Below are 22380 nucleotides of genomic sequence, written 5' to 3'. Positions count from 1 at the left end.
ATTATTACTTTTGCATCTTAAAGGTAGGCATTCTCAAGCAATTCATCAAAGTAAGAGTAAGACCCCATGGTACGCAAACTCACACCGCTCCTGCTCGCGCTGCTCCTGCTGGCGCCAGCGCTATCGGCTCAGCGTCAGATACGTCTGACGGTAGCCTTCTACAATCTAGAGAACCTCTTCGACACCATTGACGGGGAGAATAACGACGCTGACTTCCTCCCCGACGGCTCCAATCAGTGGACCATGGAGAAGTATCAGCAGAAGCTCCACAACATGGCCTACGCCATCAGCCAGATCGGCGGGCAGCGTGGCCCCGATATCATCGGCCTGGCGGAGATCGAGAATAGGGGCGTCCTCGAGGACCTGCTGCGTCAGCCCGAGCTGCGGGATGCGGGCTACCAGATCGTGCACTTCGACTCGCCCGATAAGCGTGGGATCGACTGCGCGCTCTTCTACCGCAGCTCAGTCTTCCAGATGACCTCCGCCGAGCCTCACCCCGTGACGCTGGTGGGCGAGGAGCATATCAAGACGCGTGATGTGCTCGAGGTGACAGGTAAGCTCTTGGGGGAGCCCGTGAGCATCCTCGTCGGGCACTGGCCGAGCCGTGTCGGGGGCGAGCAGGCCTCGCTGCGTCGTCGTATGCAGGCTGCCAAGGTCATGCGCTCGGTCACAGACTCCCTGCTGCAGCTGAATCCCCAGACCAAGGTCATCCTCATGGGTGACTTCAACGACGACCCTACCTCCCCTAGCGTGGTGGAGGGACTGCGGAGCAAGAACAGCACCGAGGGCCTGCAGCCAGGCGAACTCTTCAACCCACTGGCCAAGCACTACCTCTCTGGGCGCGGCACGCTGGCCTACCGTGATGTGTGGAACCTCTTCGATAACATCATCGTCAGCCAAGGCCTGCTGACCAGCCCCGCCGATAGTCTACACCTACTGAAGGATGCTAAGACGGGCGACTATGGGCATATCTTCGACGCCGACTTCCTGATTCAGAAGACGGGTCACTTCAAGGGCTACCCCTTCCGCACCTTCTCCTCGGGTCGCTTCCAGGGAGGCTACAGCGACCACTTCCCCACTTACATCTATCTGACGCGTACGGTGAAGTAAAGACCGCGCAGCCGCTAGTACCCGTATTCGAGGGCTAGTCGCAGAGCCAAGCAGCCCCGCTCCGAGGACCAGCATACGGTCCTCGGGGCGGGGCTGTCTCTTTTGTCCTAGCTGCTTCGCTGCTTGGCCACGGCCTCGCCGACTGCGCTCCTCAGCTAGCTTGGGCTGAGGGGCTATTGGGCTGAGCTAGTAGGGGAGGAGCTCGGGACACTTGCTCCTCACTGGGGGCGTAGCAGGCGACGGGCAAGGCGATAGCCTGGGCTGGCCGCTTGTGAGGGATATCCCTCAGCGCTGTGACTGATAGCCCTCAGCCGTCTGACGGACGTCCCTCACGGGGCTGATGGATACCCCTCAGAAGGGCTCCCTTCTAGGCGCGCACTTCGCTGGAGCTTAGCCGTTCGCTCCTTCAACTTATAGGCTGCGTAGGGGGCAAGGTGGGGAGGCGTCGAGCCGCGGACTAGGGCCTAGTGTCGTCCGCTTCGCGGGGCAGCGCAGCGCTTTTAGCTCCTTTCCTTATCTTTGCCCGAGCCCCTTAGGGGGCTGATCCCCAAGTAAAGAATAAGTTTATGTACGATATAGCAGCGATACGTCAGGAGTTTCCCATCCTGAGCCAAGAGGTCTACGGCAAGCCCTTGGTCTATCTAGATAATGCCGCCACGACGCAGAAGCCGCGCTGCGTCCTCGAGGCCATAGAGCGCGCCTATACCTCGGCCAATGCCAACGTGCACCGCGGCGTGCACTACCTCAGTCAGATAGCCACCGAGCACCACGAGGCGGCACGCCGTCGCGTGGCGGACTTCGTCGGTGCGCCCAGCGCTGAGGGCCTGATCTTCACCCGTGGCACGACCGAGGCGATCAACCTCGTGGCCTACTGCGTCGGCGAGCGCTACATCCAGCCCGGCGATGAGATCCTCGTCTCGACGATGGAGCACCATGCCAATATCGTGCCCTGGCAGCTGATGTGTGCACGGCGCGGGGCGGAGCTGCGCGTCGTGCCGCTGACCCCCGAGGGCGAGCTGGATATGGAGGCCTACCGCGCCCTGCTCAGCGAGCGCACGCGTCTGGTAGCTCTCGCGCATGTGAGCAATGTCCTCGGTACGGTCAATCCCGTGGCGGAGTGCGTACGCCTAGCCCACGAGGCTGGGGCGCTGGTCCTGCTGGACGGCGCGCAGGCTGTGGCACACACCTCTGTGGATGTCGCGGCGCTCGGGGCAGACTTCTACGCCTTCAGTGCGCACAAGGTCTACGGGCCTACGGGCATAGGGGCGCTCTACGGGCGGCCCGAGCTGCTGGATGAGCTGCCGCCCTATATGGGAGGCGGCGAGATGATCGAGCGGGTGAGCTGGGAGCGCACGACCTACAACGTGCTGCCCTTCAAGTTCGAGGCCGGCACGCCCGACTACGTCGGCTCGACGGCCTTCGCTGCTGCGCTGGACTTCGTCACGGCCCTCGGGCTGGACGAGATCGCCGCCCATGAGGAGGAGCTGCTGCACTACGCTACGGAGCGCCTCAGGGCGGAGTTCGACGACAGCTACATCCTCGGCACTGCGCGGGAGAAGGGAGGTATCCTCTCCTTCGGCATCGGGCAGATCCATCCCTTCGACCTCGGCACGCTGCTGGATCGCCTCGGTATCGCCATACGCACGGGGCATCACTGCGCCGAGCCGCTGCTCCGCAGTATGGGTCATGAGGCCGTGGCACGCGCCTCCTTCGCCCTCTACAATACGCGTGAGGAGGTCGATCGCTTCTTCGAGGCGCTCCATCGGGTCGTACCCATGCTCCGCTAAGGGCTATGGTTGACCGAGGCAAGGAGCGCCAGGCGCTCCGCGCGCACTTCTCCCCGCTGGGGCTCATGGAGTGCGGCTGCGATGAGGCGGGGCGGGGCTGCCTGGCTGGGCCCGTAGTGGCCGCCGCGGTGATCCTGCCCGATAGCTTCGCCCACCCACTGCTCAACGACTCCAAGCAGCTCACCGAGGCGCAGCGCGAGCTCCTTCGCCCCATCATCGAGGCTGAGGCGCTGAGCTGGGGCATAGGTCTCTGCAGCCCCGAGGAGATCGACCAGCTGAACATCCTGCAGGCCTCCATCACGGCTATGCACCGAGCTGTGGACCAGCTCGTGCTGAGCCCCGAGCTGCTGCTCATCGACGGCAACCGCTTCCGTCCCTATCCTGGGATCCCGCACGAGTGCATCGTCAAGGGCGACGCCACCTACCGCAGCATCGCTGCCGCCTCGATCCTCGCGAAGACGGAGCGCGATCGGCTGATGCTGGAGCTAGCACAGCTGTACCCTGGCTATGGCTTCGCCGAGCATAAGGGCTACCCGACGCCGCAGCATCGTGCCGCCCTCGCTGAGCTTGGCCCGAGCCCCGTGCATCGCCTCAGCTTCCGCCTGCTCTAGCCTTGGGCTCTTCCACTGCTAGCACCTCGTCCGCTGCACCTCGCCCCTAGGGACTAGCCCTAGTTCCCCCTTCCCCCTTGAGCCTCTGTGTCCTACCAATCGTAGGCCCTGGCTCCGTGGCACGCGGATTAGAGCTATATTTGTATAAGTAACGATACCCAGGGCAGGGCTACGAGTGCCTGCCCCTACTCAAGATCTATATGCATAGCGACAGTCTAGTCATCATACCCACCTACAATGAGCGTGAGAACATAGCGCAGATGATCGATACGGTCTTTGCCCTGCCTCAGGCTTTTCATCTCCTCGTCGTCGACGACGGTTCGCCTGACGGCACTGCCGCCATCGTACGCGAGAAGCAAGCCGAATACCCCGAGGCGCTGCATCTGCTGGAGCGCTCGGGCAAGCAAGGTCTCGGTACCGCCTATATCGCGGGCTTCCGCTGGGCGCTGGAGCGCGACTACGCCTACATCATCGAGATGGACTGCGACTTCAGCCATCCGCCGATCAAGCTGCTGGAGCTACGTACAGCCTGCCACGAGCGCGGGGCGGACGTGGCGGTCGGCTCGCGCTACGTGCCTGGCGGCGCAGTGAAGAACTGGCCCCTAGACCGCATCCTGATGAGCCGCGGAGCCTCGCTCTACGTGCGCCTCATCATGGGCATGCCCGTCATGGACCCCACGGCGGGCTTCGTCTGCTACCGCCGCGAGGTGCTGGAGACGATGGAGCTCGGCGAGGTGCACTTCAAGGGCTACGCCTTCCAGATCGAGATGAAGTACACGGCCTACTGCCTCGGCTATAAGATCACGGAGGTGCCCATTACCTTCGAGGACCGCGTGCTGGGCACGTCGAAGATGAATACCTCGATCTTCAAGGAGGCCTTCGTCGGCGTCGTCAAGCTCCGCTACTGGCACAGCCGGGGTATCTTCCCCCAGCGTCGCCGCTGAACCTCGAGGCGCTACGCTAGCGCTCTATCCCTAGGTCTACCCTACACTCTGCCCTATGAAGAAGTTTGCCTCCCTCCTCGCCCTCACGCTCCTGCCCCAGCTGGGGCTAGCGCAGCAGCTGACGAGTGCCGATGAGCTGCAGCGCCTAGTGGCCATGCCGCTCAAGAATATCTTCGTCGAGTACCCCAATAAGACGAGCCACATCCAACTCGACAGCACGGAGCTCTGTCTATCGCCGCGGGATCTGCATCCCGCCTTCTACGGCAGCTTCGACTGGCACAGCTCGGTGCACAGCCACTGGATGCTGGTGGAGGTCCTGGCCACGCAGCCCCAGCTTGGCCTGCGTCGTGAGATCATCGCCGCTCTGGATGCGAACCTGACAGCGGAGAAGATGCGCGGTGAGGCCGCTTACTTCGACCGCAAGCTCGCGGGCACCTTCGAGCGCACCTACGGCTGGGCCTGGCTGCTGCAGCTCTCGCGCCAGCTGCACCTGCTCACACGCTCGGAGGACGCCGAGCTCAGGGACAAGGCCAAGGGCTGGAGTCAGGCGGTAGACATTCTCGCCGATAAGATCGTCGCCAAGTGGAAGGCCTACCTGCCGAAGATGCATTACCCCAATCGTATCGGCACGCACTCCAACTCCGCCTTCGCCCTAGGCTTCGCCCTAGGCTTCGCCCTCGACTACGCCCGTGAGCGAGGAGACCGAGATTTCGAGACCGCCCTCGTCGCCAAGGCCCGGGAGCTCTACCTGGGGGACAAGCGCATCCCAGCGCACCTAGAGCCCAACGCCACGGACTTCATCTCCCCTGCGCTGATGACGGCCGACCTCATGACGCGCGTCCTCGAGCCTGGGGAATATCGCCGCTGGCTGAGCCGCTACTTCACCGCCGAGGGGCTGGACCGCCTCTGCCAGCCGCTGGTGATCACAGACCTGACAGACTACACGATCGTCCACCTCGTTGGGCTCTCCTTCACCCGCGCCTGGACGATGGCGCGTGTGGCGCGTGCCCTGCCTCAGCGTGACAAACTGCGTCAGCGACTGGAGCGTATGGCCCCGACCTTCTACCGCCAGGGGATGGAGCAGATCTTCGCCTCGGGCTACGGCGGTGACCACTGGCTGGCGAGCTTCGCCCGCTATGCCGACGAGGTGCTCCAGGGCAAGCAGTAGCCTCTCGACATCCTTAGTCTGGACGCAAACTCCCCCTTAGGTGAAGCACTCCCTATACCAGCGCGCCCAGCGTCTCCTCGAGAGCTGGCTACGAGGCGGAGGCCTATGGATCAATAGGCATAGCTACATACGCATCGCGCTGATCATCTCCTCCGTCCTCTTCTCCGTCCTCTCGCTCTTCGTCTCCGATCGGCTCGTGGCCAAGATCGCCCTCGAGGAGCATGAGAAGCTGGAGATGTGGACCAACGCCGTGCGCGCCACCAACTCCTACGACCAGGATATGACGATGACCTACCTCTATCGTATCCTGGAGGCTAATACCGCCATCCCCATCATCGTCACCGACCGTGATGGCGTCATCATCAGCTACAACAATATCGACCTGCCCGACGAGGGGGCAGAGCGCTACCTACAGCGCGAGCTGGCCCGCATGCGCGGCGGCTATCCCCCCATCGTTATCTCCGAGACGGCTTCCCCGCAGTACGTCTACTATTCGGATAGCAATGGGCTGCGCTACCTGACGATCTTCCCCTACATTCAGCTGGGGGGCTTCGTCCTCTTCCTGCTGGTGGCACTCGTGGCCATCATCTCCCTCAAGCGCTCCGATCAGAACCGCCTCTGGGAAGGGCTCTCCCGTGAGACGGCGCACCAGCTCGGTACGCCCATCTCCTCCCTCATGGCCTGGAAGGAGTACCTCGAGAGCATGGGCACCGAGCCCATGGTCACCGAGGAGATGGGCAAGGACATCGAGCGCCTCGGCATCATCGCCGACCGCTTCCAGAAGATCGGCTCGGCGACCAAGCTGCAGACCCTGGACCTGCATGAGGTGCTGCTGCGCGCCCTGCACTACATGCAGCCACGTATCTCGCGCAAGGTCGAGCTCGTCCCGCCCGAAGCGCCCGAGGAACCTATCCTCGTCTCACTCAGTGAGCCGCTGATCGCTTGGGTCTTCGAGAATCTGATCAAGAACGCTGTCGACGCCATGCAGGGCAAGGGGACGATCAGCTTCGCTTATCAGCTGGGCTCGGACCGCGTCTTTGTCGACATCACCGATACGGGCAAGGGGATCCCTAAGGGCGAGCTGCGCCGTATCTTCCGCCCTGGGGTGACGACCCGCCAGCGTGGCTGGGGGCTCGGCCTTTCGCTGGCGCTGCGCATCATAGAGGAGTACCACAAGGGGCGTATCTACGTCCTGCGCTCCACGCCTGGCGTTGGCACGACCTTCCGCATCGAGCTGGATCGCCTCCCCAGCTAAAGCCCATCACCATTCCCCTTAATTATATGGCCGAAGAACTCAAGCTAAGCGGCACCGATCGCCGTACGCGCTACGAAGAGCTCTACCCGCAGCTCGCCGCGCTCCTCTCTAGTGAGCCGCTACTCCTCCCGAACCTTGCGAACTTTGCCGCCGCCCTACGTCAGACCTTCGGCTTCTTCTGGGTAGGCTTCTACCTCGTCGAGGGGGAGGAGCTCATCCTAGGCCCCTTCCAGGGAGACATCGCCTGCACGCGCATACGCCGTGGCCGTGGTGTCTGCGGCACGGCTTGGGCGGAGGATAGGACACTCGCCGTCCCTGACGTCGAGGCTTTCCCTGGGCATATCGCCTGCAGCTCGGCCTCTCGTAGCGAGATTGTCGTCCCCGTGCACGACGCCTCGGGCCGTGTCGTCGCCGTCCTCGATATCGACAGCGACGAGCTGGAGGACTTCACTGCGGAGCTCGATGCCCCCGCCCTGGAGCGCTACGTGGCGCTTCTTAGTCCGCTCTTCCCCCCTGTGCGATGACGCTTAGCCTACATCCTCGGGAGCTTACGAGCCCGCAGCACCTTCATTGGAGACTACCCAGCTCCAAGAGCCTCACGGCACGGCGCCTTCTGCTCCATGCGTTGGAGGAGGGTGGGGCGCTGCTACCCCTCGAGCTCGACGCCGATACGCCCGAGGATATACGCGTACTCGTCTCGGCCCTCGAGGCGCATCGCCGCGGAGAACCCGTCATCCATGTAGGCGCCTCGGGTACGGCTATGCGCTTCCTGACGGCCTACCTTGCGGCGACGACACACTACCCGCTACGCCTCGAGGGCGCGGACCGACAGCACGAGCGCCCGATCGCGCCGCTGGTCACGGCCCTCCGTGGAGCGGGTGCAGACATCAGCTACCTCGAGGCGGAGGGCTTCCCGCCCCTTGTGATCGCTCCCTCGCGGCTGGAGGGCGAGCTGCTGGAGCTGGACGCCTCCTCTAGTTCGCAGTATCTTAGTGCTCTCTTGCTCCTCTCCCCTCGACTAAGCCCAGGCTACTGTATCGAGCTGGGGGATAAGCCGCTTGCCTCAGCTCCCTATGCGGCGATGACCCTGCAGCTCCTTGGGGAGGTGGGCTATCGCTGGCAGCAGGAGGGGACGCGTTACCACTACCTTGGTAAAGACCAGAGGAGCAAAGTCCAGCCGCTCCGAGATGAAGCGGACTGGAGTGCTGCCTCCTATGCCTATGTCCTGACGAAGCTCCTCCCCTTGGGTTCGAGCTGCTTCCTCAGCAGGCTGCGCTATCCCTCTCTGCAGGGAGATAGTGAGGCGCTGCTGGGTCGCTTTGCCCTCCTCGGTGTGCGGAGTGAGGTGCAGGAAGAGGGCATCCTGCTGCGGCACGAGGCTGCTCCGAGCATAGGGGAAATGCGTTGGGAGTTCAACAGCTGCCCTGACCTTGTCCCGAGCTTCGCTGTCCTCGGCTGTGCCCTTGGCCTCCCCTTCCACTTTACTGGCGTTGCCCATCTACGGCTCAAGGAGTCCGACCGCCTCACGGCCCTCGTGACCGAACTAGCGAAGCTCGGCTACGGCCTCGAGCTAGGCGTAGATCATCTCAGTTACGCGGGGCGACCGACGAAGCTCACGGCGGGTGATCCCCTGCCTACGCTGGCTACCTATCGCGATCACCGCATGGCTATGGCGCTGGCGTTGCTGGCGCTGAAGCATCCCGGGCTGCAGATCGCGGACACAGAGGTCGTGGCTAAGAGCTTCCCCAGCTACTGGCAGCAGCTCGATTCCGTCCTGCAGCTGCGCTAGCTGTGTTCCCTAAGGCTGCCGTAGTCACTGCTAGCCCAGCCCTGCCTCATCCTTAGACAGCGCGAGGTGACGAAGCTATGCCAGCGAAGCTCAAGGATAAGGGAGGGGCTGCTGAGGGATATCAGTTAGCCCCGTGAGGGACGTCAGTCAGCTCCGTGAGGGCTATCAGTCAGGAGGCTGAGGGATGCCCCTCGCGAGGCTGGCCTTAGCCTTTCCTCTTGCTGCGACGCCCTTCCTTTGCTCTATTAAGCAAGCGCGCCCCCAGTCCTTGAGGCTGGGGGCGCGCTTCTCTTTGTCATGGAAGGCTGCTTGTCCGTCTGGAGGAAGGCTAGGCGCTAGGGAAACGAGCGGAGTAGTAGCGCCTACTAAAAAGACTCAGCCCAAGCACTGCCCGCCACTAAGGCGAGGAGTACTTGGGCTGATGAGGTGTGGGGCTCGGTCGTGACCGAAGCTCGAGGCGGCGCGGCTTAGAAGCCGAAGCGACCGCCGCCAGGCATCTTGGGGAGCTTAGGCATCTTGGGCATCTTGCCGCCCTTGAAGCCCTGCAGGCTCTTCATCATCTTGCGCGTCTGGGTGAACTGCGTGAGAAGCTTGTTGACGTCCTGCACCGAGGTGCCGCTCCCCGCAGCGATACGCTTGCGGCGGTGCCCGTCGAGGATGTGGGGCTTGGTGCGCTCCTCGGGCGTCATCGAGTAGATGATGGCCTCGATACTCTTGAAGGCATCGTCCTTGATGTCGATATCCTTGAGGGCCTTGCCTACGCCAGGGATCATGGCCGCGAGGTCCTTGATGTTGCCCATCTTCTTGATCTGCTGGATCTGGGCTAGGAAGTCGTTGAAGTCGAACTGATCCTTGGCGATGCGCTCCTCCAGACGTCGTGCCTCGCGCTCGTCGTAGATCTGCTGTGCGCGCTCTACGAGCGAGACGATATCACCCATGCCGAGGATGCGGTCGGCCATACGCTCGGGGTGGAAGACATCCAGCGCGTCCATCTTCTCGCCCATCCCGACGAACTTGATGGGCTTATCGACGACGGTACGGATGGAGAGGGCAGCCCCGCCACGTGTGTCCCCGTCGAGCTTGGTGAGGACGACGCCGTCGAAGTTGAGACGGTCGTTGAAGGCCTTGGCTGTGTTCACTGCGTCCTGCCCCGTCATCGAGTCGACGACGAAGAGCGTCTCGCTGGGGCGTACGGCCTCCTTGATCGCCTGGATCTCGCGCATCATCTCCTCGTCTACTGCGAGGCGACCCGCGGTGTCGATGATCACGACATTGCAGCCCTGACTCATGGCCTCAGCGATCCCTCGGCGAGCGATCGCCACGGGGTCCTTGCTCTCGAGGTCGTAGTAGACGGGGACGCCGATCTGCTCCGCCAGCACGCGCAGCTGCTCGATCGCAGCAGGGCGGTAGACGTCGGCCGCCACGAGGAGCGGCTTCTTGGCCTGCTTCGTCTTCAGCAGGGTGGCCAGCTTACCTGAGAAGGTCGTTTTCCCCGAGCCTTGTAGACCCGACATGAGGATGATGGCGGGGGAGCCCTCGAGGCGGATCTCGCTGGCGGCACCACCCATCAGCTTGGCGAGCTCGTCGTGGACGATCTTCACCATCAGTTCGCCTGGGCGGACGGCGGTCAGGACGTCCTGGCCGAGGGCCTTCTCCTTGACGTCCTCGGTGAACTTCTTGGCGACGTTGTAGTTGACGTCGGCCTCGAGGAGGGCGCGTCGTACGTCCTTGAGGGTCTCGGCGACGTTGAGCTCGGTGATCTTGCCCTCACCCTTGAGGAGCTTGAAGGAGCGCTCTAGGCGCTCACTCAGGTTCTCAAACATATCTATCTCTTATTAAGGGGATCCGTGATGACACTAGCGCACGAGCCTATTGGTCGTGCTGTCGGGGAATACTACTGCGGGCTGGAAGGTCTTGGCCTCCTCGGCGTCCATCCAGGCGTAGGCCATGATGATGACGACATCGCCAGGCTGTACGAGGCGTGCTGCTGCTCCATTGAGGCAGACGACGCCCGAGCCACGCTCGCCACGGATGACGTAGGTCTCCAGGCGTGCGCCATTGTTGTTGTTGACGATCTGCACCTTCTCGCCTGGGATCAGGTTAGCCGCCTCGAGGAGCTCCTCGTCAATGGTGATGCTCCCTATATAGTTAAGGTTGGCTTCGGTGACGGTGACTCGGTGTATCTTGGACTTGAGTAGTTCGATGAGCATAATTCAAATTAGAGTTCTTTGATCCACGCGCGGCGGGTCTTGTGGTGCTTGCGCTCGAAATAGTTCCACTGCATCTGTACGGCGGCGTTAGTCTCTAGCTCGGGGTTGCTCTCGGCGTACTTGACCCCATTCTTGTGGAAGATGGGGATGAGGTCATCGAAGAGCAGGGCGTTGACGCCCTTATTCTGGTACTCTGGGATGACGCCGATGAGGTAGAGGTCGACGATAGGGTTCTTCATCTTCAGGGCGCGCAGTAGGTGTATCCAGCCGAAGGGGAAGAGGCTGCCCTTAGCCTTCTGCAGCGCACGGCTGAGGTTGGGCAGCGTGATGCCGAAGCCTACGACCTTGTCGTCCTCCTCGCGGACGATGACCGTGACGAAGTCGTAGCGCAGCATCGGGATATACATACGTACGTAGTAGTCGATCTGGTCACGGGAGAGCTCGGAGACGCCGTAGAGGACGGAGTAGGCTTGGTTCAGCGTGTCGAAGATACGGTGTGCGTAGGGCATGATCTCCGCCTGGTTCTTGAACTTGAGCACCTTGAGGCCGTACTTCTTACGCACGAGCTCGGCGATGCGCTGGTGCTTCTCGGGGATGGCGTCGGGGATGATGATCTTGAACTCGTGCCAGTCCTGATCCTTGACGAAGCCCATACGTACCATGTGCTTGGGGTAGTAGGCGTAGTTGTAGATCGTGGCCATGGTTCCGAGCTGGTCAAAGCCCTCGATGAGCATCCCTTCGTGGTCGAGATCAGAGAAGCCCATGGGACCCTGCAGCATCTCCTTACCGCGAGCGCGGGCCCAGTCCGATACGGCCTTGAAGAGGGCATCGACGACCTCAGCGTCGTTGATGAAGTCGACGAAGCCGAAGCGGGCATTGTTCTGATTCCACGTCTCGTTGGCGCGGTGGTTGATGATCCCTGCGATACGACCGACGATCTTGCCCTCGCGATAGGCGAGGAAGTAGGCCGCCTCGCAGAACTTGAATGCGGGGTTGCGGGCGGGGTCGAGCGTCAGCAGCTCATCCTCGATGAGCCCGGGGACGTGGTAGGGATTGCCACGATATAGCTGGAGGTTGAAGCGCACGAACTTGCGCATATCAGACTTCTCCGTGATCTGTCGTATCTCAACTGACATAGTGTATTGCTAGCTGGGCGCCCACCTGGGGCAGACGCGGATATCCTTCTATTGAGCGACAAAGATACGGCAAAAGGGGCGATGCCCCGCTGCCGCTCACTCGTCCATGACCAGGTTGTCGATGATGAAGCCCTGACGCTCGGGGGTATTCTTACCCATGTAGAACATCAAGAGGTTGCTCAGATTGTCCTCCTTGCGTAGACGTATGGGGTCGAGCTTGATATTCTCCTCCGTGATCCAGTCCTTGAACTGCTCGGGCGAGATCTCCCCGAGTCCCTTAAATCGGGTGACGAGGGCGCGCGGGCCGAGCTGGCGTAGGGCCTCCTGCTTCTGTGCCTCGTTGTAGCAGTAGATGTTGGTCACCTCGGGCTCCTGGCTGGGCTGCTCCTCACCCGCCTTCTTGCGGCTGCGTCCCTTCTTCTTAGCTGAGGCGCTGGCGGCGTGCATGAAGTTGTCGGACTTGCGCTGCTCCTTGGGGAGGAAGACGCGGAAGAGCGGCGTCTCGAGGATGAAGACATGCCCGCGGCGTACCAGCTCTGGGAAGAACTGGAGGAAGAAGGTGATCAGCAACAGACGTATGTGCATCCCGTCGTCGTCGGCATCGGTGGCGATGATCACGCGATTGTAGCGTAGGCCGTCGAGGCCGTCCTCGATGTTGAGCGCCGCCTGCAGAAGGTTGAACTCCTCGTTCTCATACACGACCTTCTTGCCGAGTCCATAGCTGTTCAGCGGCTTCCCACGGAGACTGAAGACGGCCTGATAGTTCGGGTCGCGGCAGGTTGTGATGGAGCCGCTGGCGGAGTCCCCCTCGGTGATGAAGATGCTGGTGCGCTCGGGGTCCTTGGCCTTGGGGTCGTTGAGGTGGACGGTGCAGTCGCGGAGCTTCTTGTTGTGCAGGCTGGCCTTCTTGGCTCGCTCGCGGGCGATCTTCGCCACGCCGCTGAGGCTCTTGCGCTCACGCTCGCTCTCCTGGATCTTCTGCTGCATGACGGCCGCCGTGTCCTCGGGGTGCATGTGCAGGTAGTTGTCCAGCTCCTTGCCGAGGAAGTCGTTGAGGAACTTCTGTATGCTCCGCCCGTCGGGCTCCATGTCCTTGGAGCCGAGCTTGGTCTTGGTCTGGCTCTCGAAGACGGGCTCCTCGATCTTGATGCTGATGGCGGCACTCATGCCGTAGCGGATGTCTCGGTAGTCGTAGTTCTTGCCGAAGAAGTCCTTGATGACGCGGGCTACGGCCTCCTTGAAGGCCGAGAGGTGCGTACCGCCCTGCGTGGTGTTCTGCCCGTTAACGAAGCTGTAGAAGTCCTCGCCCACCTGCGCCGTGTGCGTCAGCACGATCTCGACGTCGTCGTCCTTGAGATGAATGATGGGGTAGAGGGCCTCCTCGGTGAGGTTCTCCTCGAGGAGGTCTGCTAGGCCACGCTTGGATAGGTAGCGGCGCTTATTATATAGGAGGGTAAGCCCGGCGTTGAGGAAGGCATAGTTCTTCACCATGGCCTCGACGTACTCGTCCTTGTAGGCATAGCCCTTGAAAAGCTCGGCGTCGGGGCGGAAGGTGACCTGTGTCCCTGAGGGCTCATCACTCGGTACGGCCTCGGTCTCCTCTAGGAGACGCGCGTGGGAGTAGCGTACGGTCTTGGTCAGGCCGTCACGCCAGACGGTGATCTCGCAGTGGATGGAGAGGGCATTGACGGCCTTGATCCCTACGCCGTTGAGCCCGACGGACTTCTTGAAGGCCTTGGAGTCGATCTTACCCCCAGTGTTCATCTTGCTCGTGGCGTCGATGAGCTTGCCTAGGGGGATGCCGCGGCCGTAGTCGCGCACGGTCACCAGCCCGTCCTGGATGCTGATCTCGATACGCTTCCCCGCACCCATGACGTATTCGTCGATGGAGTTGTCGAGGACCTCCTTGAGGAGCACGTAGATCCCATCATCGGCATGCGAGCCATCGCCCAGCTTGCCTATGTACATCCCTGGACGGCGGCGGATATGCTCGTCCCACTCTAGGGTCTTTATGTCGCTGTCGCTATAGCCCACGGTCGTCCCCGCGGCCAGTAGCTCCGTGTCCTTGGTCTCCTTCATCGTGGCTTAGCGGCGGTAGCGCTTGGTGAGGTCCTCGAAGGCGTCGATACGGCGGTCACGTAGGAAGGGCCACCAGCGGCGTACGCGCTCGCTACGGCTGAGGTCGACCTCGACGACGGCGATGGCCTCCTCCTGCCCGAGCTCTGTGACCAGCTCGCCCTGAGGCCCCGTGACGAAGCTGCGTCCCCAGAACTGTATGCCGCCTGTCTGCCCCGAGGGATCTGCCTCGTGCCCCACGCGATTGACTGTGATGACGGGCAGTCCATTAGCTACGGCGTGCCCGCGCTGTACGAGCTGCCAGGCATCACTCTGACGCTGCTGCTCGCTGGCGACATCGCTGCTCTCCCAGCCGATGGCGGTGGGGTAGATGAGCAGCTCGGCACCTGCCAGAGCCATCAGACGCGCTGCCTCGGGGTACCACTGATCCCAGCAGACCAGCACCCCGAGGGTGCCGACGGAGGTCTCTATGGGCTCGAAGCCGAGGTCGCCAGGGGTGAAGTAGAACTTCTCGTAGTAGGCGGGGTCGTCGGGGATGTGCATCTTGCGGTACTTCCCAGCGATGGAGCCGTCACGCTCCAATACGACGGAGGTATTGTGGTAGAGGCCTGCGGCACGACGCTCGAAGAGCGAGAGAACGAGCACGATCCCCAGCTCGCGCGCTAGGGCGCCGTACTCCTCGGTGCTGGGCCCAGGGATGGGCTCTGCCTGGTCGAAGACGTGGACGTCCTCCGTCTGGCAGAAGTAAAGGCCGTTGTGCAGCTCCTGCAGGACGACGAGCTCGGCGCCCTGGGCTGCGGCCTGACGGATGGAGGCCTGTAGGCGCTCCTTATTCTGCGCGTGATCCGCGCTATTGGCCTGCTGGATGATGCCGACCTTCAGCGTGCGTGCTTCCTGTGCCATGCTTAGTTTTCGCTCCATTTATTCTTGTTGATAAAGCCCTTGGGGAACTGCATCGTAGCGCAGTGTAGGCTACCGTGCTGGTAGATGAGGGCGCGGCAGTTCACCCCTACGATCGTATGCTCGGGCAGGGCGCGGCGCAGAGCCTCCAGTGCGGGCTCGTCGGTGGGCTCGCCGTAGGTAGGCACGAGGAGCGCCTTGCCAGCGAAGAGGAAGTTGGCGTAGGTCGCTGGTAGACGCTGCCCCTCCTCGTCATAGATAGCAGGGGGTAGGGGAAGCTCCACGAGCTCGTAGGGCTGCCCCGCTGGGGTACGCAGCGCCTCCAGCTCCTCACGCATACGACGCAGCGCATGGTAGTGGCTGTCGTGGCCGTCACTGCAGCCTACATAGGCGATCTGGGTAGGGGAGAGGAAGCGGGCTAGGGTGTCGATATGACCATCGGTGTCGTCCCCCTCCAGCTCGCCGTTCTCCAGCGCGATGAGGCGCTCTCCACCGAGTAGGCTCATGAGGTAGTCGCGCAGGACGGCCTCGTCGAGGCCCGAGTTGCGGTTGGGCTCGTAGAGGACGCTCTCCGTGGTCATCAGGGTGCCCTCGCCGTCGGTCTCTATGCCTCCGCCCTCGAAGGTCACGCTCAGCGCATTGCTGTAGCCGACCTCAGGACGGAAGACGCGCGCCAGGTAGAGGGCGCGGCTGATGAGGTTGTCCTTATTGGCGGCGAACTTCATCCCCCAGCCATTGAAGGTAAAGTCAAGGATGCGTGGGTGGCGCTTGCCCTCCTCGTCCTCTACATATAGGGAGAGGGGCGCGTAGTCGCGGCACCAGGTATCGTTGTTCTCCGCCTCCATGAGGAAGAGCTGATGAGGACGACCCTCGGGGGCGACGAGCGCACGTACACGCTCGGGGTCACGCGCTAGGATGAGCACATCGACCCAGTCGAGGAGCGTGCGGGCTATATCGGTATAGCAGCGCTCTACCTCGGGGAGCATGTAGGCCCAGTCCATGTCGTCGTTGGGCCAGGTGAGGAGCACGAGGTCTAGCTCGGCCCACTCGGGGATGAAGTGAATCTTGGCAGGCATCTATTCTGCTTAGTGCTGTAATGCTTGTACTTGGTGAACAAAGTCGTCCCACAGCTCGGGGACGGCGCTCTCGCTGCGTCTGTCCTCGCCTCGGAGGGCGGCAGCCCGCAGCTGGGTGGCCGAGAGGCTGGAGCGCGGGGCATCCTGGCAGAGGATGGGCACGCGGGCGCCCTCGGGCAGCTCGGGCATCAGGAGGGGCTCCTGGCCTCGGGGGTAGACGTAGAGCTGGGTCGAGCGGAGGAGCTCCTCCCAGTGGTACCAGCGGGAGATCCCCTCGAGGTTGTCACCGCCGATGAGCAGAGAGAAGTCCAGCTCGGGGTGTCGCTGGCGTAGCGCCTCTATGGTGCGCAGGGTGTAGTGCGGAGCCCCTAGCTCGGCCTCGATGCAGCAGAGCCGTATGCGCTCCTCGGCCGCTAGAGCGCGCTCGATGTAGGCGGCGCGCCAGTCGAAGGGGAGCAGCGTGCCCGCCTCCTTGTGTGGGTTGAGGGGGCTGAGCACCAGCCAGAGCTCGTCACAGCCTAGGCGCTCCAGCGCGTAGTGGGCGAGCTGGAGGTGGGTCTGGTGGAGCGGGTTGAAGGAGCCGAAGTAGAGGCATACCCACCGAGGCTGAGGCTGTCGCTGCGGCACGAGGGTAGGGCTAGATCAGTCCTAGGGTACGCTGCGCCAGGTCGATCTCCTCGGGCTCGCCCGTGTGCTTGCCATCGACGTCGCTGAGCTTGACACAGGGGTGCCACTTGTCCTTCTCCGTCATCTTGCACTTCCACAGCTTCATGACGATGTTCATCGGCTGTATGCCCGCGCCGACGTCATTGGAGAAGTTCGTCCCGATGCCGAAGCTGGTGCCGATGCGGCCCTTGCAGTGCTTGGCGATCTCGATGGCACGCTCGGCGTCGAGGCTGTCGGAGAAGATGATGTACTTGATCTGCGGGTCGACGCGCAGCTCGCGGTAACGGGCGATGACCTTATCGGCGAAGAGCAGCGGGTCGCCGCTGTCGTGGCGCAGGCTCGTGAAGAGCATCGCGTGCTTCTTGCTGAAGTTCTGCATGAAGACATCCGTCGTATAGGTGTCGGTCAGCACCGTACCCAGGTCGCCATCGTAGACATTGATCCAGTCCTCCATGGCCATGTAGTTGGCCATCTTGTAGCCGAACATCGCACCGTGGAACTGTACCCACTCGTGGGGGTGGGTCCCCGAGACGCGCAGCCCGTGCTTGTAGGCGAAGTACACGTTGCTCGTACCGTAGAAGTTCGTCCCCGAGTATTCCTTGAGGAGGCGTGTCACACGGTCCTCGATGTCGGAGCTGAAGCGGCGGCGCATGCCGAACATTGAGAAGGTGATGCCCTCCTCCTTGAGGCGCTGCGCCTTGGCGATGATGCTCTGCTCAGCATAGGCTAGGTCGGGCTCTACGCCCAGTACCTTGTAGTAGAGCTCGCTCACGAGGGCGAGGATGGGGGTCTCCCAGAGGGTCACGCGGTAGAGCAGACCCTCGGCTACGATGCTGAGTTGCCCCTCCTCATCCTGGCTGATGTGGACCTCGTCGGGGTCAAAGCGGAAGCCGCGGACGAAGTCTATATAGGTAGGGGGAAGGTAAGGAAGCTCGCGGGCGAGGAACTGTGCCTCGTCGCGCGTCAGCTGTAGCTGGGCCATCTGCTGCAGCTCCTCGTGCAGCAGCTCGGCGAAGCCCTCAGGGTAGCGGGTCTTCGCGCGGTCGATGAAGCGGAATTGCCCGTAGGCTCTGGGGTAGAGCTTGGAGTAGGCGTAGCTCGTGGTGAACTTATATAGGTCGGTATCGAGGATGCTACGGATGATCGCCATATCGTGTCTATTGGGTGGAGTATGGGTAAATCTAATTTGAGCACAAAGGTACGCAAAAGGCCGCAGCCGTGCGGCTTGTCTCCCTGTCGGGTGCTTGGCTGGCGCCTCCCGATGACCTAGAGGAAGCGCCCGTCTGCCCCCCTTCGCCCCTTTGCCCGCTGCAGACCAGGGGCTCGCCCCGCCTTGCTCGGGGGCTTCCTCACTGGTATCAGTCAGCACCCTCAGGGACGTCTCTCAGCTCCGTGAGGGATATCCCTCAGCCCCCTTATGGATATCCCTCATACGCCCGCCCCATTCAGAAGCAGCTCCGTGCGCAGAGACTGCGGGTAGCTCTAAGGCAGGACTTCTGATACAGCTCCCCTAGCGTGAGCCCAGCGCTCAGGCAAGGATAAGCGGCTGCGCAAGCCCCAGCGGGGCGACCCCTTCAAAGCCCAGGGGGAGGGAATGCTGTAAGCGTGACGGAACCCTGGGTCACGCGTCCCCATACTTAGAGAGCCCTACCGGGGCGACCCTCAAGGCAAGGTAAGATCGTAGGCAAAGCGGTGCTACTCAGCGCTACGAACGTTTTGAGGGTCGCCCCTGTAGGGCTCTCTACCTATTTACCTAGACTACCCAGGGTTTGGTCGCCCTTGCAGGGCTGCGCACCCTGGGCTTTGAAGGGGTTGCCCCGATGGGGCTTGTCCCTCTTGTCAGAGCAAGGCTAATACAAGCCCAACTCATTCAGTACGGTCTACCCCTTCGTGAAGCGTAGAAGGCTCTATCCCTTTGTTGGCTTTGGAGTATGTGCCGCATCAGCGGCGGTAGGGAGGTGGGGGCACTTTGTCTACCTTATATAAGGGGGGCTATCGGGCTGGGTTGAGGAGCTCGGTCAAAGGCTGGGGTGAGGGCTGGACGGGCTAGGGACTCTGTGCAGCGCTTAGGGGCTGAGGGAGCAGGACGAGGGGTGGGCGATTGCACGTTTCAGGGGTATGTGCGCAATTTTACCTACCTTTGCAATTGGACGCTAAGCTATATCGGAGCGCCATTCGTATCACAGCACAGTATCATTACAGACCTCACTCAAGGAGGGTACATTCAGTTCAGGCATGTCGACTGTCGTTAAGACCAAGGACCTTATGATCGAAGTCGCAAGACAGCTCTTCGCTCGTGTTGGCTTCACCAATACGACGATGAACGATATTGCCGACGCCTCGAACAAGGGTCGCCGCACGCTCTACACCTACTTCCGCAACAAGGACGAGATCTTCCACGCCGTCATCGAGCGCGAGCTCGATCGCCTGTGGCATGACCTTGAGCTGGTGCGTCGCCTGACCCTGAGCCCCGAGGAGAAGATCATGACGATGATGCTGACCCACCTCTATAAGATGAAGGACCTGGTGCTGCGCAACGGCTCGCTCCGCGCTGAGTTCTTCCGCGACATCGAGCTCGTGGAGCAGGTGCGTAGCGACTTCGACCGCAAGGAGGTGCAGCAGTTCGAGGATATCCTCGACGCAGGTAATAGGGTAGGGATCCTGCAGATCCCCAATGCGCGCCTCATGGCCTACCTGCTGCAGAATATGGTCAAGGGTATGGAAGTACCCTTCATCAGCGGGGCCTATCGCACCTATGGTACGATCGAGGAGATACGCGCTGTGGTGCGTCACCTCCTGCTCCACGGGCTCGACCCGCGTCACGAGCTCCAGCCTGCTAGCTCCACAGCACTAGATAACAATCCGTAATACATCATATCCTATGAATCTACTCAAAGACAAGGTGGCCATCGTCACCGGGGCCGGTCGCGGTATCGGTCGTGCCATAGCACTGAAGTACGCCCAGGAGGGTGCCAATGTCGTCATCACTGACCTCAAGATCGACGAGACCGTAGAGGCCTTCATCGAGGAGCTCAAGGGCCTCGGCGTCAAGGCTAAGGCCTATGCCTCCAACGCTGCCAACTTCGACGACGCGCACAAGCTGGTCGAGGAGGTGCTCGCTGACTTCGGCCGTGTCGACGTACTGGTCAATAACGCAGGGATCACGCGCGACGGCCTGATGATGCGTATGACCGAGGAGCAGTGGGACCTGGTGATCAACGTCAACCTCAAGTCTGCCTTCAACCTCATCCACGCCGTCACGCCCGTCATGCTCAAGCAGAAGGCCGGTAGCATCATCAACATGGCCTCCGTCGTTGGGGTCTCGGGCAACGCGGGGCAGACGAACTACTCCGCCTCCAAGGCTGGTATGATCGGTCTGGCGAAGAGCATTGCCAAGGAGCTCGGCTCGCGCGGGGTGCGTGCCAACTCGATCGCTCCAGGCTTCATCATCACCGACATGACGCACGCTCTCAGCGATGAGGTACGCAAGCAGTGGGAGGCTCAGATCCCCCTCCGTCGTGGCGGTACGCCCGAGGATGTGGCCAATGTGGCTACCTTCCTCGCCAGCGATCTCTCCTCCTACGTCACGGGGCAGACGATCCATGTCTGCGGTGGGATGAACATGTAGGCCGCTTGGCTTAGCTTCCCTCCAAGGAAAAGACACAAGGCCCCCGACTGCAACGCTGCAGTCGGGGGCCTTGTGCATTGGTCTCGCTCAGTGCCTGTGTTGCTGCGCCCCTAGGGTGGGACGCCGCGCTCCCTATGCAGCGGATGCGGGGCTTCCTAATGAGGGGAGGTCGAGGTGCCTATTGCTGGAGCAGTGCTGCCCCTAGCTCTAGGCTGCTGGGTTGAGCTAACTCGGAGCGCTGCTGACCCTTTAGGAGGGGCTGTTCTCTGTGTAGTCACTTAGTACACTGCGTCTTTGCTGTCAGTGTATCATTGTGTTGATATAATGATTACCTTTGCTGTGTGATTAGTAAGTGACACACTTAACGCAAACAAAAGATATGATACACGTACAAGGATTAGAGTTCGGCTACACTCGTAGCCGCAAGGTCTTCCGAGGGCTGGGACTCGAGCTCGGGCAGGGCTCGATCATGGGGCTGCTGGGACGCAACGGAGAGGGCAAGACGACGCTGCTCAAGCTCCTCACCGGTCAGCTGCTCCGGCAGTCGGGTCAGCTGGAGGTGCTCGGGTATGACCCCAAGCGCCGTCAGGTCTCCTTCCTGCAGCAGGTCTACCTCCTGCCCGAGGAGGTCGCCGTGCCCTCGATCAGCATCGCCAAGTTCTTCGAGGTCAACGGTGCCTTCTACCCCAGCTATGATGCAGCGCTGGGGCGCGAACTGCTGCAGATCTTCTCCCTCAGCCCTGAGATGAACCTCAAGAAGATCTCGCAGGGGCAGAAGAAGAAGGCGCTGATCGCCTTTGCCCTAGCACTGCGCGTGCCCCTGCTGCTGATGGACGAGCCGACCAATGGGCTGGACATCCCGTCCAAGAGCGAATTCCGCCGCGTCCTCGCCCAGTACACCAGCGAGGAGCAGACGATCATCATCAGCACGCATCAGGTGCGTGACCTGGAGCAGATCATCGATAGCGTCCTGGTGCTGGAGCAGGGAGCGATCATCTGCCAGGCTACGGTCAGCGAGATCGCCTCGCGCCTGCGCTTTGCCCCCGTTCAGCCAGGCGAGACGAGCCAGCCACTCTATACCGAGCAGTCTCCACTGGGCCTACTGGGTGTCTTCGCTCGTGGCGCGGATGAGGAGGCTGAGGACTTCAGCATGGAGCTCTTCTTCAACGCGCTGCTCGCGGCACGTCCTGCCGTGCTCTCCGCCCTCCAGTCCCAGGATCTCACCAAGTAAGTAGCTACGACAATGAATACCTCTTCTCTACACAGCTCGGTCTGTGGGCGCATCTATCTACAGACTCGCCAGAGCATTTACGACACGCTCTCGACCTTCCTCCTCTTCCAGCTGATCATGGCGATCATCTTCATCGCCATCCCGCTGCTGCTCCGTATCGCGACCTCTGGCTTCGACCTAGGGGCGGCCTTTCAGAGTTTCGCCTGGGGCTATGGTGATGGTAGCCTGCTCTTCTTCTATGTCATGGGCTTAGGCCTCTTCAGTCTGGTCTGGGTCAATCGTGTGGTGCACCAGGTACAGCCCACGGCCTACACGCAGATCCCTTCCAGTGCCTTCGAGAAGCTCTGCTCGATGGCTCTGGTGATCCTCTGCTACACGCTCGTCACCTGCCTGGCGGTACTACTGCTGACAGGGCTGCTGCAGCTCTATTATCAGCCCGCGGAGGGCTACATCTTCCTCGGCTCTCTAGGGCTAGAGCGTACCCTTGTAGGACTATATAATGCGCTGCCTGGGCTCCTCTTCATCGCCTTCCTCTCGGCACTCTGTATGATGTACTTCCACAATGTCTTTGTAGGCTTCGCCGTGCTGGGGCTGATCCTCGTCCTGCTCTTCTCGGGGGTGATTATGTATGGGTTCATGGCTATCCATATGTCCTATGTCACGCCGGAGGAATTTGTCCGAAGCTGGGAGCACGATATGCTCGTGCAGCGCATCGTCTTCTCCCTCCTAGACCTCGGCCTCGTGGCTGGGCTCTACTACCGCCTGCGCACCTTGCAGATCAAGTAAATCTAAG

At 61.7% G+C, this 22380-nt stretch carries 20 protein-coding genes; 12 read left to right on the top strand and 8 right to left on the bottom strand.

Annotation, left to right across the window (positions count from 1 at the left end):
- The first annotated feature begins 66 nt into the window (after window positions 1–66).
- From Q0248_RS05920 to Q0248_RS05885, 8 genes are all read left to right on the top strand, one after another.
- Window positions 67–1110: an endonuclease/exonuclease/phosphatase family protein gene (locus Q0248_RS05920; protein WP_299320696.1), complete on the top strand. Its 1044-nt coding sequence runs from the start codon at window positions 67–69 to the stop codon at window positions 1108–1110.
- Window positions 1111–1676: 566 nt separating this feature from the next.
- Window positions 1677–2897, top strand: coding sequence for a cysteine desulfurase (locus tag Q0248_RS05915; RefSeq protein ID WP_299320695.1), 1221 nt, complete (start codon window positions 1677–1679; stop codon window positions 2895–2897).
- 5 nt (window positions 2898–2902) lie between these two features.
- Entirely contained in the window at window positions 2903–3508 is a 606-nt protein-coding gene (locus Q0248_RS05910) for a ribonuclease HII (protein ID WP_299320694.1), read from the top strand.
- A gap of 200 nt (window positions 3509–3708) precedes the next feature.
- Entirely contained in the window at window positions 3709–4452 is a 744-nt protein-coding gene (locus tag Q0248_RS05905; RefSeq protein WP_299320692.1) for a polyprenol monophosphomannose synthase, read from the top strand.
- 55 nt (window positions 4453–4507) lie between these two features.
- Window positions 4508–5620 (top strand): DUF2891 domain-containing protein, encoded by a 1113-nt coding sequence (locus Q0248_RS05900; protein ID WP_299320691.1) that lies wholly within the window; start codon window positions 4508–4510, stop codon window positions 5618–5620.
- A 40-nt stretch (window positions 5621–5660) separates the two neighbouring features.
- Window positions 5661–6875, top strand: a complete 1215-nt coding sequence (locus Q0248_RS05895) for an ATP-binding protein (protein WP_299320689.1) — start codon at window positions 5661–5663, stop codon at window positions 6873–6875.
- 26 nt (window positions 6876–6901) lie between these two features.
- Window positions 6902–7399: a GAF domain-containing protein gene (locus tag Q0248_RS05890; protein ID WP_299320687.1), complete on the top strand. Its 498-nt coding sequence runs from the start codon at window positions 6902–6904 to the stop codon at window positions 7397–7399.
- Window positions 7396–8664: a 3-phosphoshikimate 1-carboxyvinyltransferase gene (locus Q0248_RS05885; protein ID WP_299320686.1), complete on the top strand. Its 1269-nt coding sequence runs from the start codon at window positions 7396–7398 to the stop codon at window positions 8662–8664. The genes Q0248_RS05890 and Q0248_RS05885 overlap by 4 nt, the downstream gene beginning before the upstream one ends.
- Before the next feature lie 467 nt (window positions 8665–9131).
- On the opposite strand, the gene ffh is transcribed toward Q0248_RS05885, so the two are convergent.
- The 8 genes from ffh to pncB all read right to left on the bottom strand — a co-directional run bounded on the left by ffh (window position 9132) and on the right by pncB (window position 17878).
- Complete coding sequence (ffh, locus tag Q0248_RS05880; protein WP_299320684.1) at window positions 9132–10487, bottom strand: signal recognition particle protein; 1356 nt, start codon at window positions 10485–10487, stop codon at window positions 9132–9134.
- Between the two features lie 33 nt (window positions 10488–10520).
- Window positions 10521–10874, bottom strand: a complete 354-nt coding sequence (gene panD, locus Q0248_RS05875) for an aspartate 1-decarboxylase (protein ID WP_299320683.1) — start codon at window positions 10872–10874, stop codon at window positions 10521–10523.
- Between the two features lie 8 nt (window positions 10875–10882).
- Entirely contained in the window at window positions 10883–12010 is a 1128-nt protein-coding gene (locus Q0248_RS05870) for a GNAT family N-acetyltransferase (RefSeq protein WP_299320681.1), read from the bottom strand.
- Between the two features lie 96 nt (window positions 12011–12106).
- Window positions 12107–14089, bottom strand: coding sequence for a DNA topoisomerase IV subunit B (locus tag Q0248_RS05865; protein WP_299320680.1), 1983 nt, complete (start codon window positions 14087–14089; stop codon window positions 12107–12109).
- Window positions 14090–14095: 6 nt separating this feature from the next.
- Window positions 14096–14968, bottom strand: coding sequence for a carbon-nitrogen hydrolase (locus Q0248_RS05860; protein ID WP_299320755.1), 873 nt, complete (start codon window positions 14966–14968; stop codon window positions 14096–14098).
- Between the two features lie 23 nt (window positions 14969–14991).
- A complete protein-coding gene (locus tag Q0248_RS05855) occupies window positions 14992–16062 on the bottom strand; it encodes an agmatine deiminase family protein (protein ID WP_299320678.1) in 1071 nt (356 codons plus the stop codon).
- 9 nt (window positions 16063–16071) lie between these two features.
- Window positions 16072–16689, bottom strand: coding sequence for a nicotinate (nicotinamide) nucleotide adenylyltransferase (gene nadD / locus Q0248_RS05850; RefSeq protein ID WP_299320677.1), 618 nt, complete (start codon window positions 16687–16689; stop codon window positions 16072–16074).
- A gap of 10 nt (window positions 16690–16699) precedes the next feature.
- On the bottom strand, window positions 16700–17878 hold the full coding sequence (gene pncB / locus Q0248_RS05845) for a nicotinate phosphoribosyltransferase (protein ID WP_299320675.1): 1179 nt from the start codon (window positions 17876–17878) through the stop codon (window positions 16700–16702).
- Between the two features lie 1115 nt (window positions 17879–18993).
- On the opposite strand from pncB, the gene Q0248_RS05840 reads away from it, so the two are divergent.
- The 4 genes from Q0248_RS05840 to Q0248_RS05825 all read left to right on the top strand — a co-directional run bounded on the left by Q0248_RS05840 (window position 18994) and on the right by Q0248_RS05825 (window position 22373).
- Window positions 18994–19596 carry a TetR/AcrR family transcriptional regulator gene (locus Q0248_RS05840; RefSeq protein ID WP_299320674.1) on the top strand — a complete coding sequence of 201 codons (603 nt, stop codon included), beginning with the start codon at window positions 18994–18996 and terminating at the stop codon, window positions 19594–19596.
- Window positions 19597–19609: 13 nt separating this feature from the next.
- Entirely contained in the window at window positions 19610–20356 is a 747-nt protein-coding gene (gene fabG, locus Q0248_RS05835) for a 3-oxoacyl-[acyl-carrier-protein] reductase (RefSeq protein ID WP_299320672.1), read from the top strand.
- Window positions 20357–20735: 379 nt separating this feature from the next.
- Window positions 20736–21587, top strand: coding sequence for an ABC transporter ATP-binding protein (locus Q0248_RS05830; protein WP_299320670.1), 852 nt, complete (start codon window positions 20736–20738; stop codon window positions 21585–21587).
- Window positions 21588–21599: 12 nt separating this feature from the next.
- Window positions 21600–22373 (top strand): hypothetical protein, encoded by a 774-nt coding sequence (locus Q0248_RS05825; protein WP_299320669.1) that lies wholly within the window; start codon window positions 21600–21602, stop codon window positions 22371–22373.
- Window positions 22374–22380: the final 7 nt, after the last annotated feature.

The sequence above is a fragment of the uncultured Porphyromonas sp. genome (assembly GCF_938046015.1).
Lineage (GTDB): Bacteria > Bacteroidota > Bacteroidia > Bacteroidales > Porphyromonadaceae > Porphyromonas.
Note: the sequence above shows the minus strand (reverse complement) of the source record. Positions and strands in the feature narration are given on the sequence as shown.

Excerpts from the sequence above, each read along its gene's own strand:
- Q0248_RS05920 (WP_299320696.1), top strand. The coding sequence starts at position 67 with ATGGTACGCAAACTCACACCGCTCCTGCTCGCGCTGCTCCTGCTGGCG.
- Q0248_RS05915 (WP_299320695.1), top strand. The coding sequence starts at position 1,677 with ATGTACGATATAGCAGCGATACGTCAGGAGTTTCCCATCCTGAGCCAA.
- Q0248_RS05910 (WP_299320694.1), top strand. The coding sequence starts at position 2,903 with ATGGTTGACCGAGGCAAGGAGCGCCAGGCGCTCCGCGCGCACTTCTCC.
- Q0248_RS05905 (WP_299320692.1), top strand. The coding sequence starts at position 3,709 with ATGCATAGCGACAGTCTAGTCATCATACCCACCTACAATGAGCGTGAG.
- Q0248_RS05900 (WP_299320691.1), top strand. The coding sequence starts at position 4,508 with ATGAAGAAGTTTGCCTCCCTCCTCGCCCTCACGCTCCTGCCCCAGCTG.
- Q0248_RS05890 (WP_299320687.1), top strand. The coding sequence starts at position 6,902 with ATGGCCGAAGAACTCAAGCTAAGCGGCACCGATCGCCGTACGCGCTAC.
- Q0248_RS05885 (WP_299320686.1), top strand. The coding sequence starts at position 7,396 with ATGACGCTTAGCCTACATCCTCGGGAGCTTACGAGCCCGCAGCACCTT.
- ffh (WP_299320684.1), bottom strand. The coding sequence starts at position 10,487 with ATGTTTGAGAACCTGAGTGAGCGCCTAGAGCGCTCCTTCAAGCTCCTC.
- panD (WP_299320683.1), bottom strand. The coding sequence starts at position 10,874 with ATGCTCATCGAACTACTCAAGTCCAAGATACACCGAGTCACCGTCACC.
- Q0248_RS05870 (WP_299320681.1), bottom strand. The coding sequence starts at position 12,010 with ATGTCAGTTGAGATACGACAGATCACGGAGAAGTCTGATATGCGCAAG.
- Q0248_RS05865 (WP_299320680.1), bottom strand. The coding sequence starts at position 14,089 with ATGAAGGAGACCAAGGACACGGAGCTACTGGCCGCGGGGACGACCGTG.
- Q0248_RS05855 (WP_299320678.1), bottom strand. The coding sequence starts at position 16,062 with ATGCCTGCCAAGATTCACTTCATCCCCGAGTGGGCCGAGCTAGACCTC.
- pncB (WP_299320675.1), bottom strand. The coding sequence starts at position 17,878 with ATGGCGATCATCCGTAGCATCCTCGATACCGACCTATATAAGTTCACC.
- Q0248_RS05840 (WP_299320674.1), top strand. The coding sequence starts at position 18,994 with ATGATCGAAGTCGCAAGACAGCTCTTCGCTCGTGTTGGCTTCACCAAT.
- fabG (WP_299320672.1), top strand. The coding sequence starts at position 19,610 with ATGAATCTACTCAAAGACAAGGTGGCCATCGTCACCGGGGCCGGTCGC.
- Q0248_RS05830 (WP_299320670.1), top strand. The coding sequence starts at position 20,736 with ATGATACACGTACAAGGATTAGAGTTCGGCTACACTCGTAGCCGCAAG.
- Q0248_RS05825 (WP_299320669.1), top strand. The coding sequence starts at position 21,600 with ATGAATACCTCTTCTCTACACAGCTCGGTCTGTGGGCGCATCTATCTA.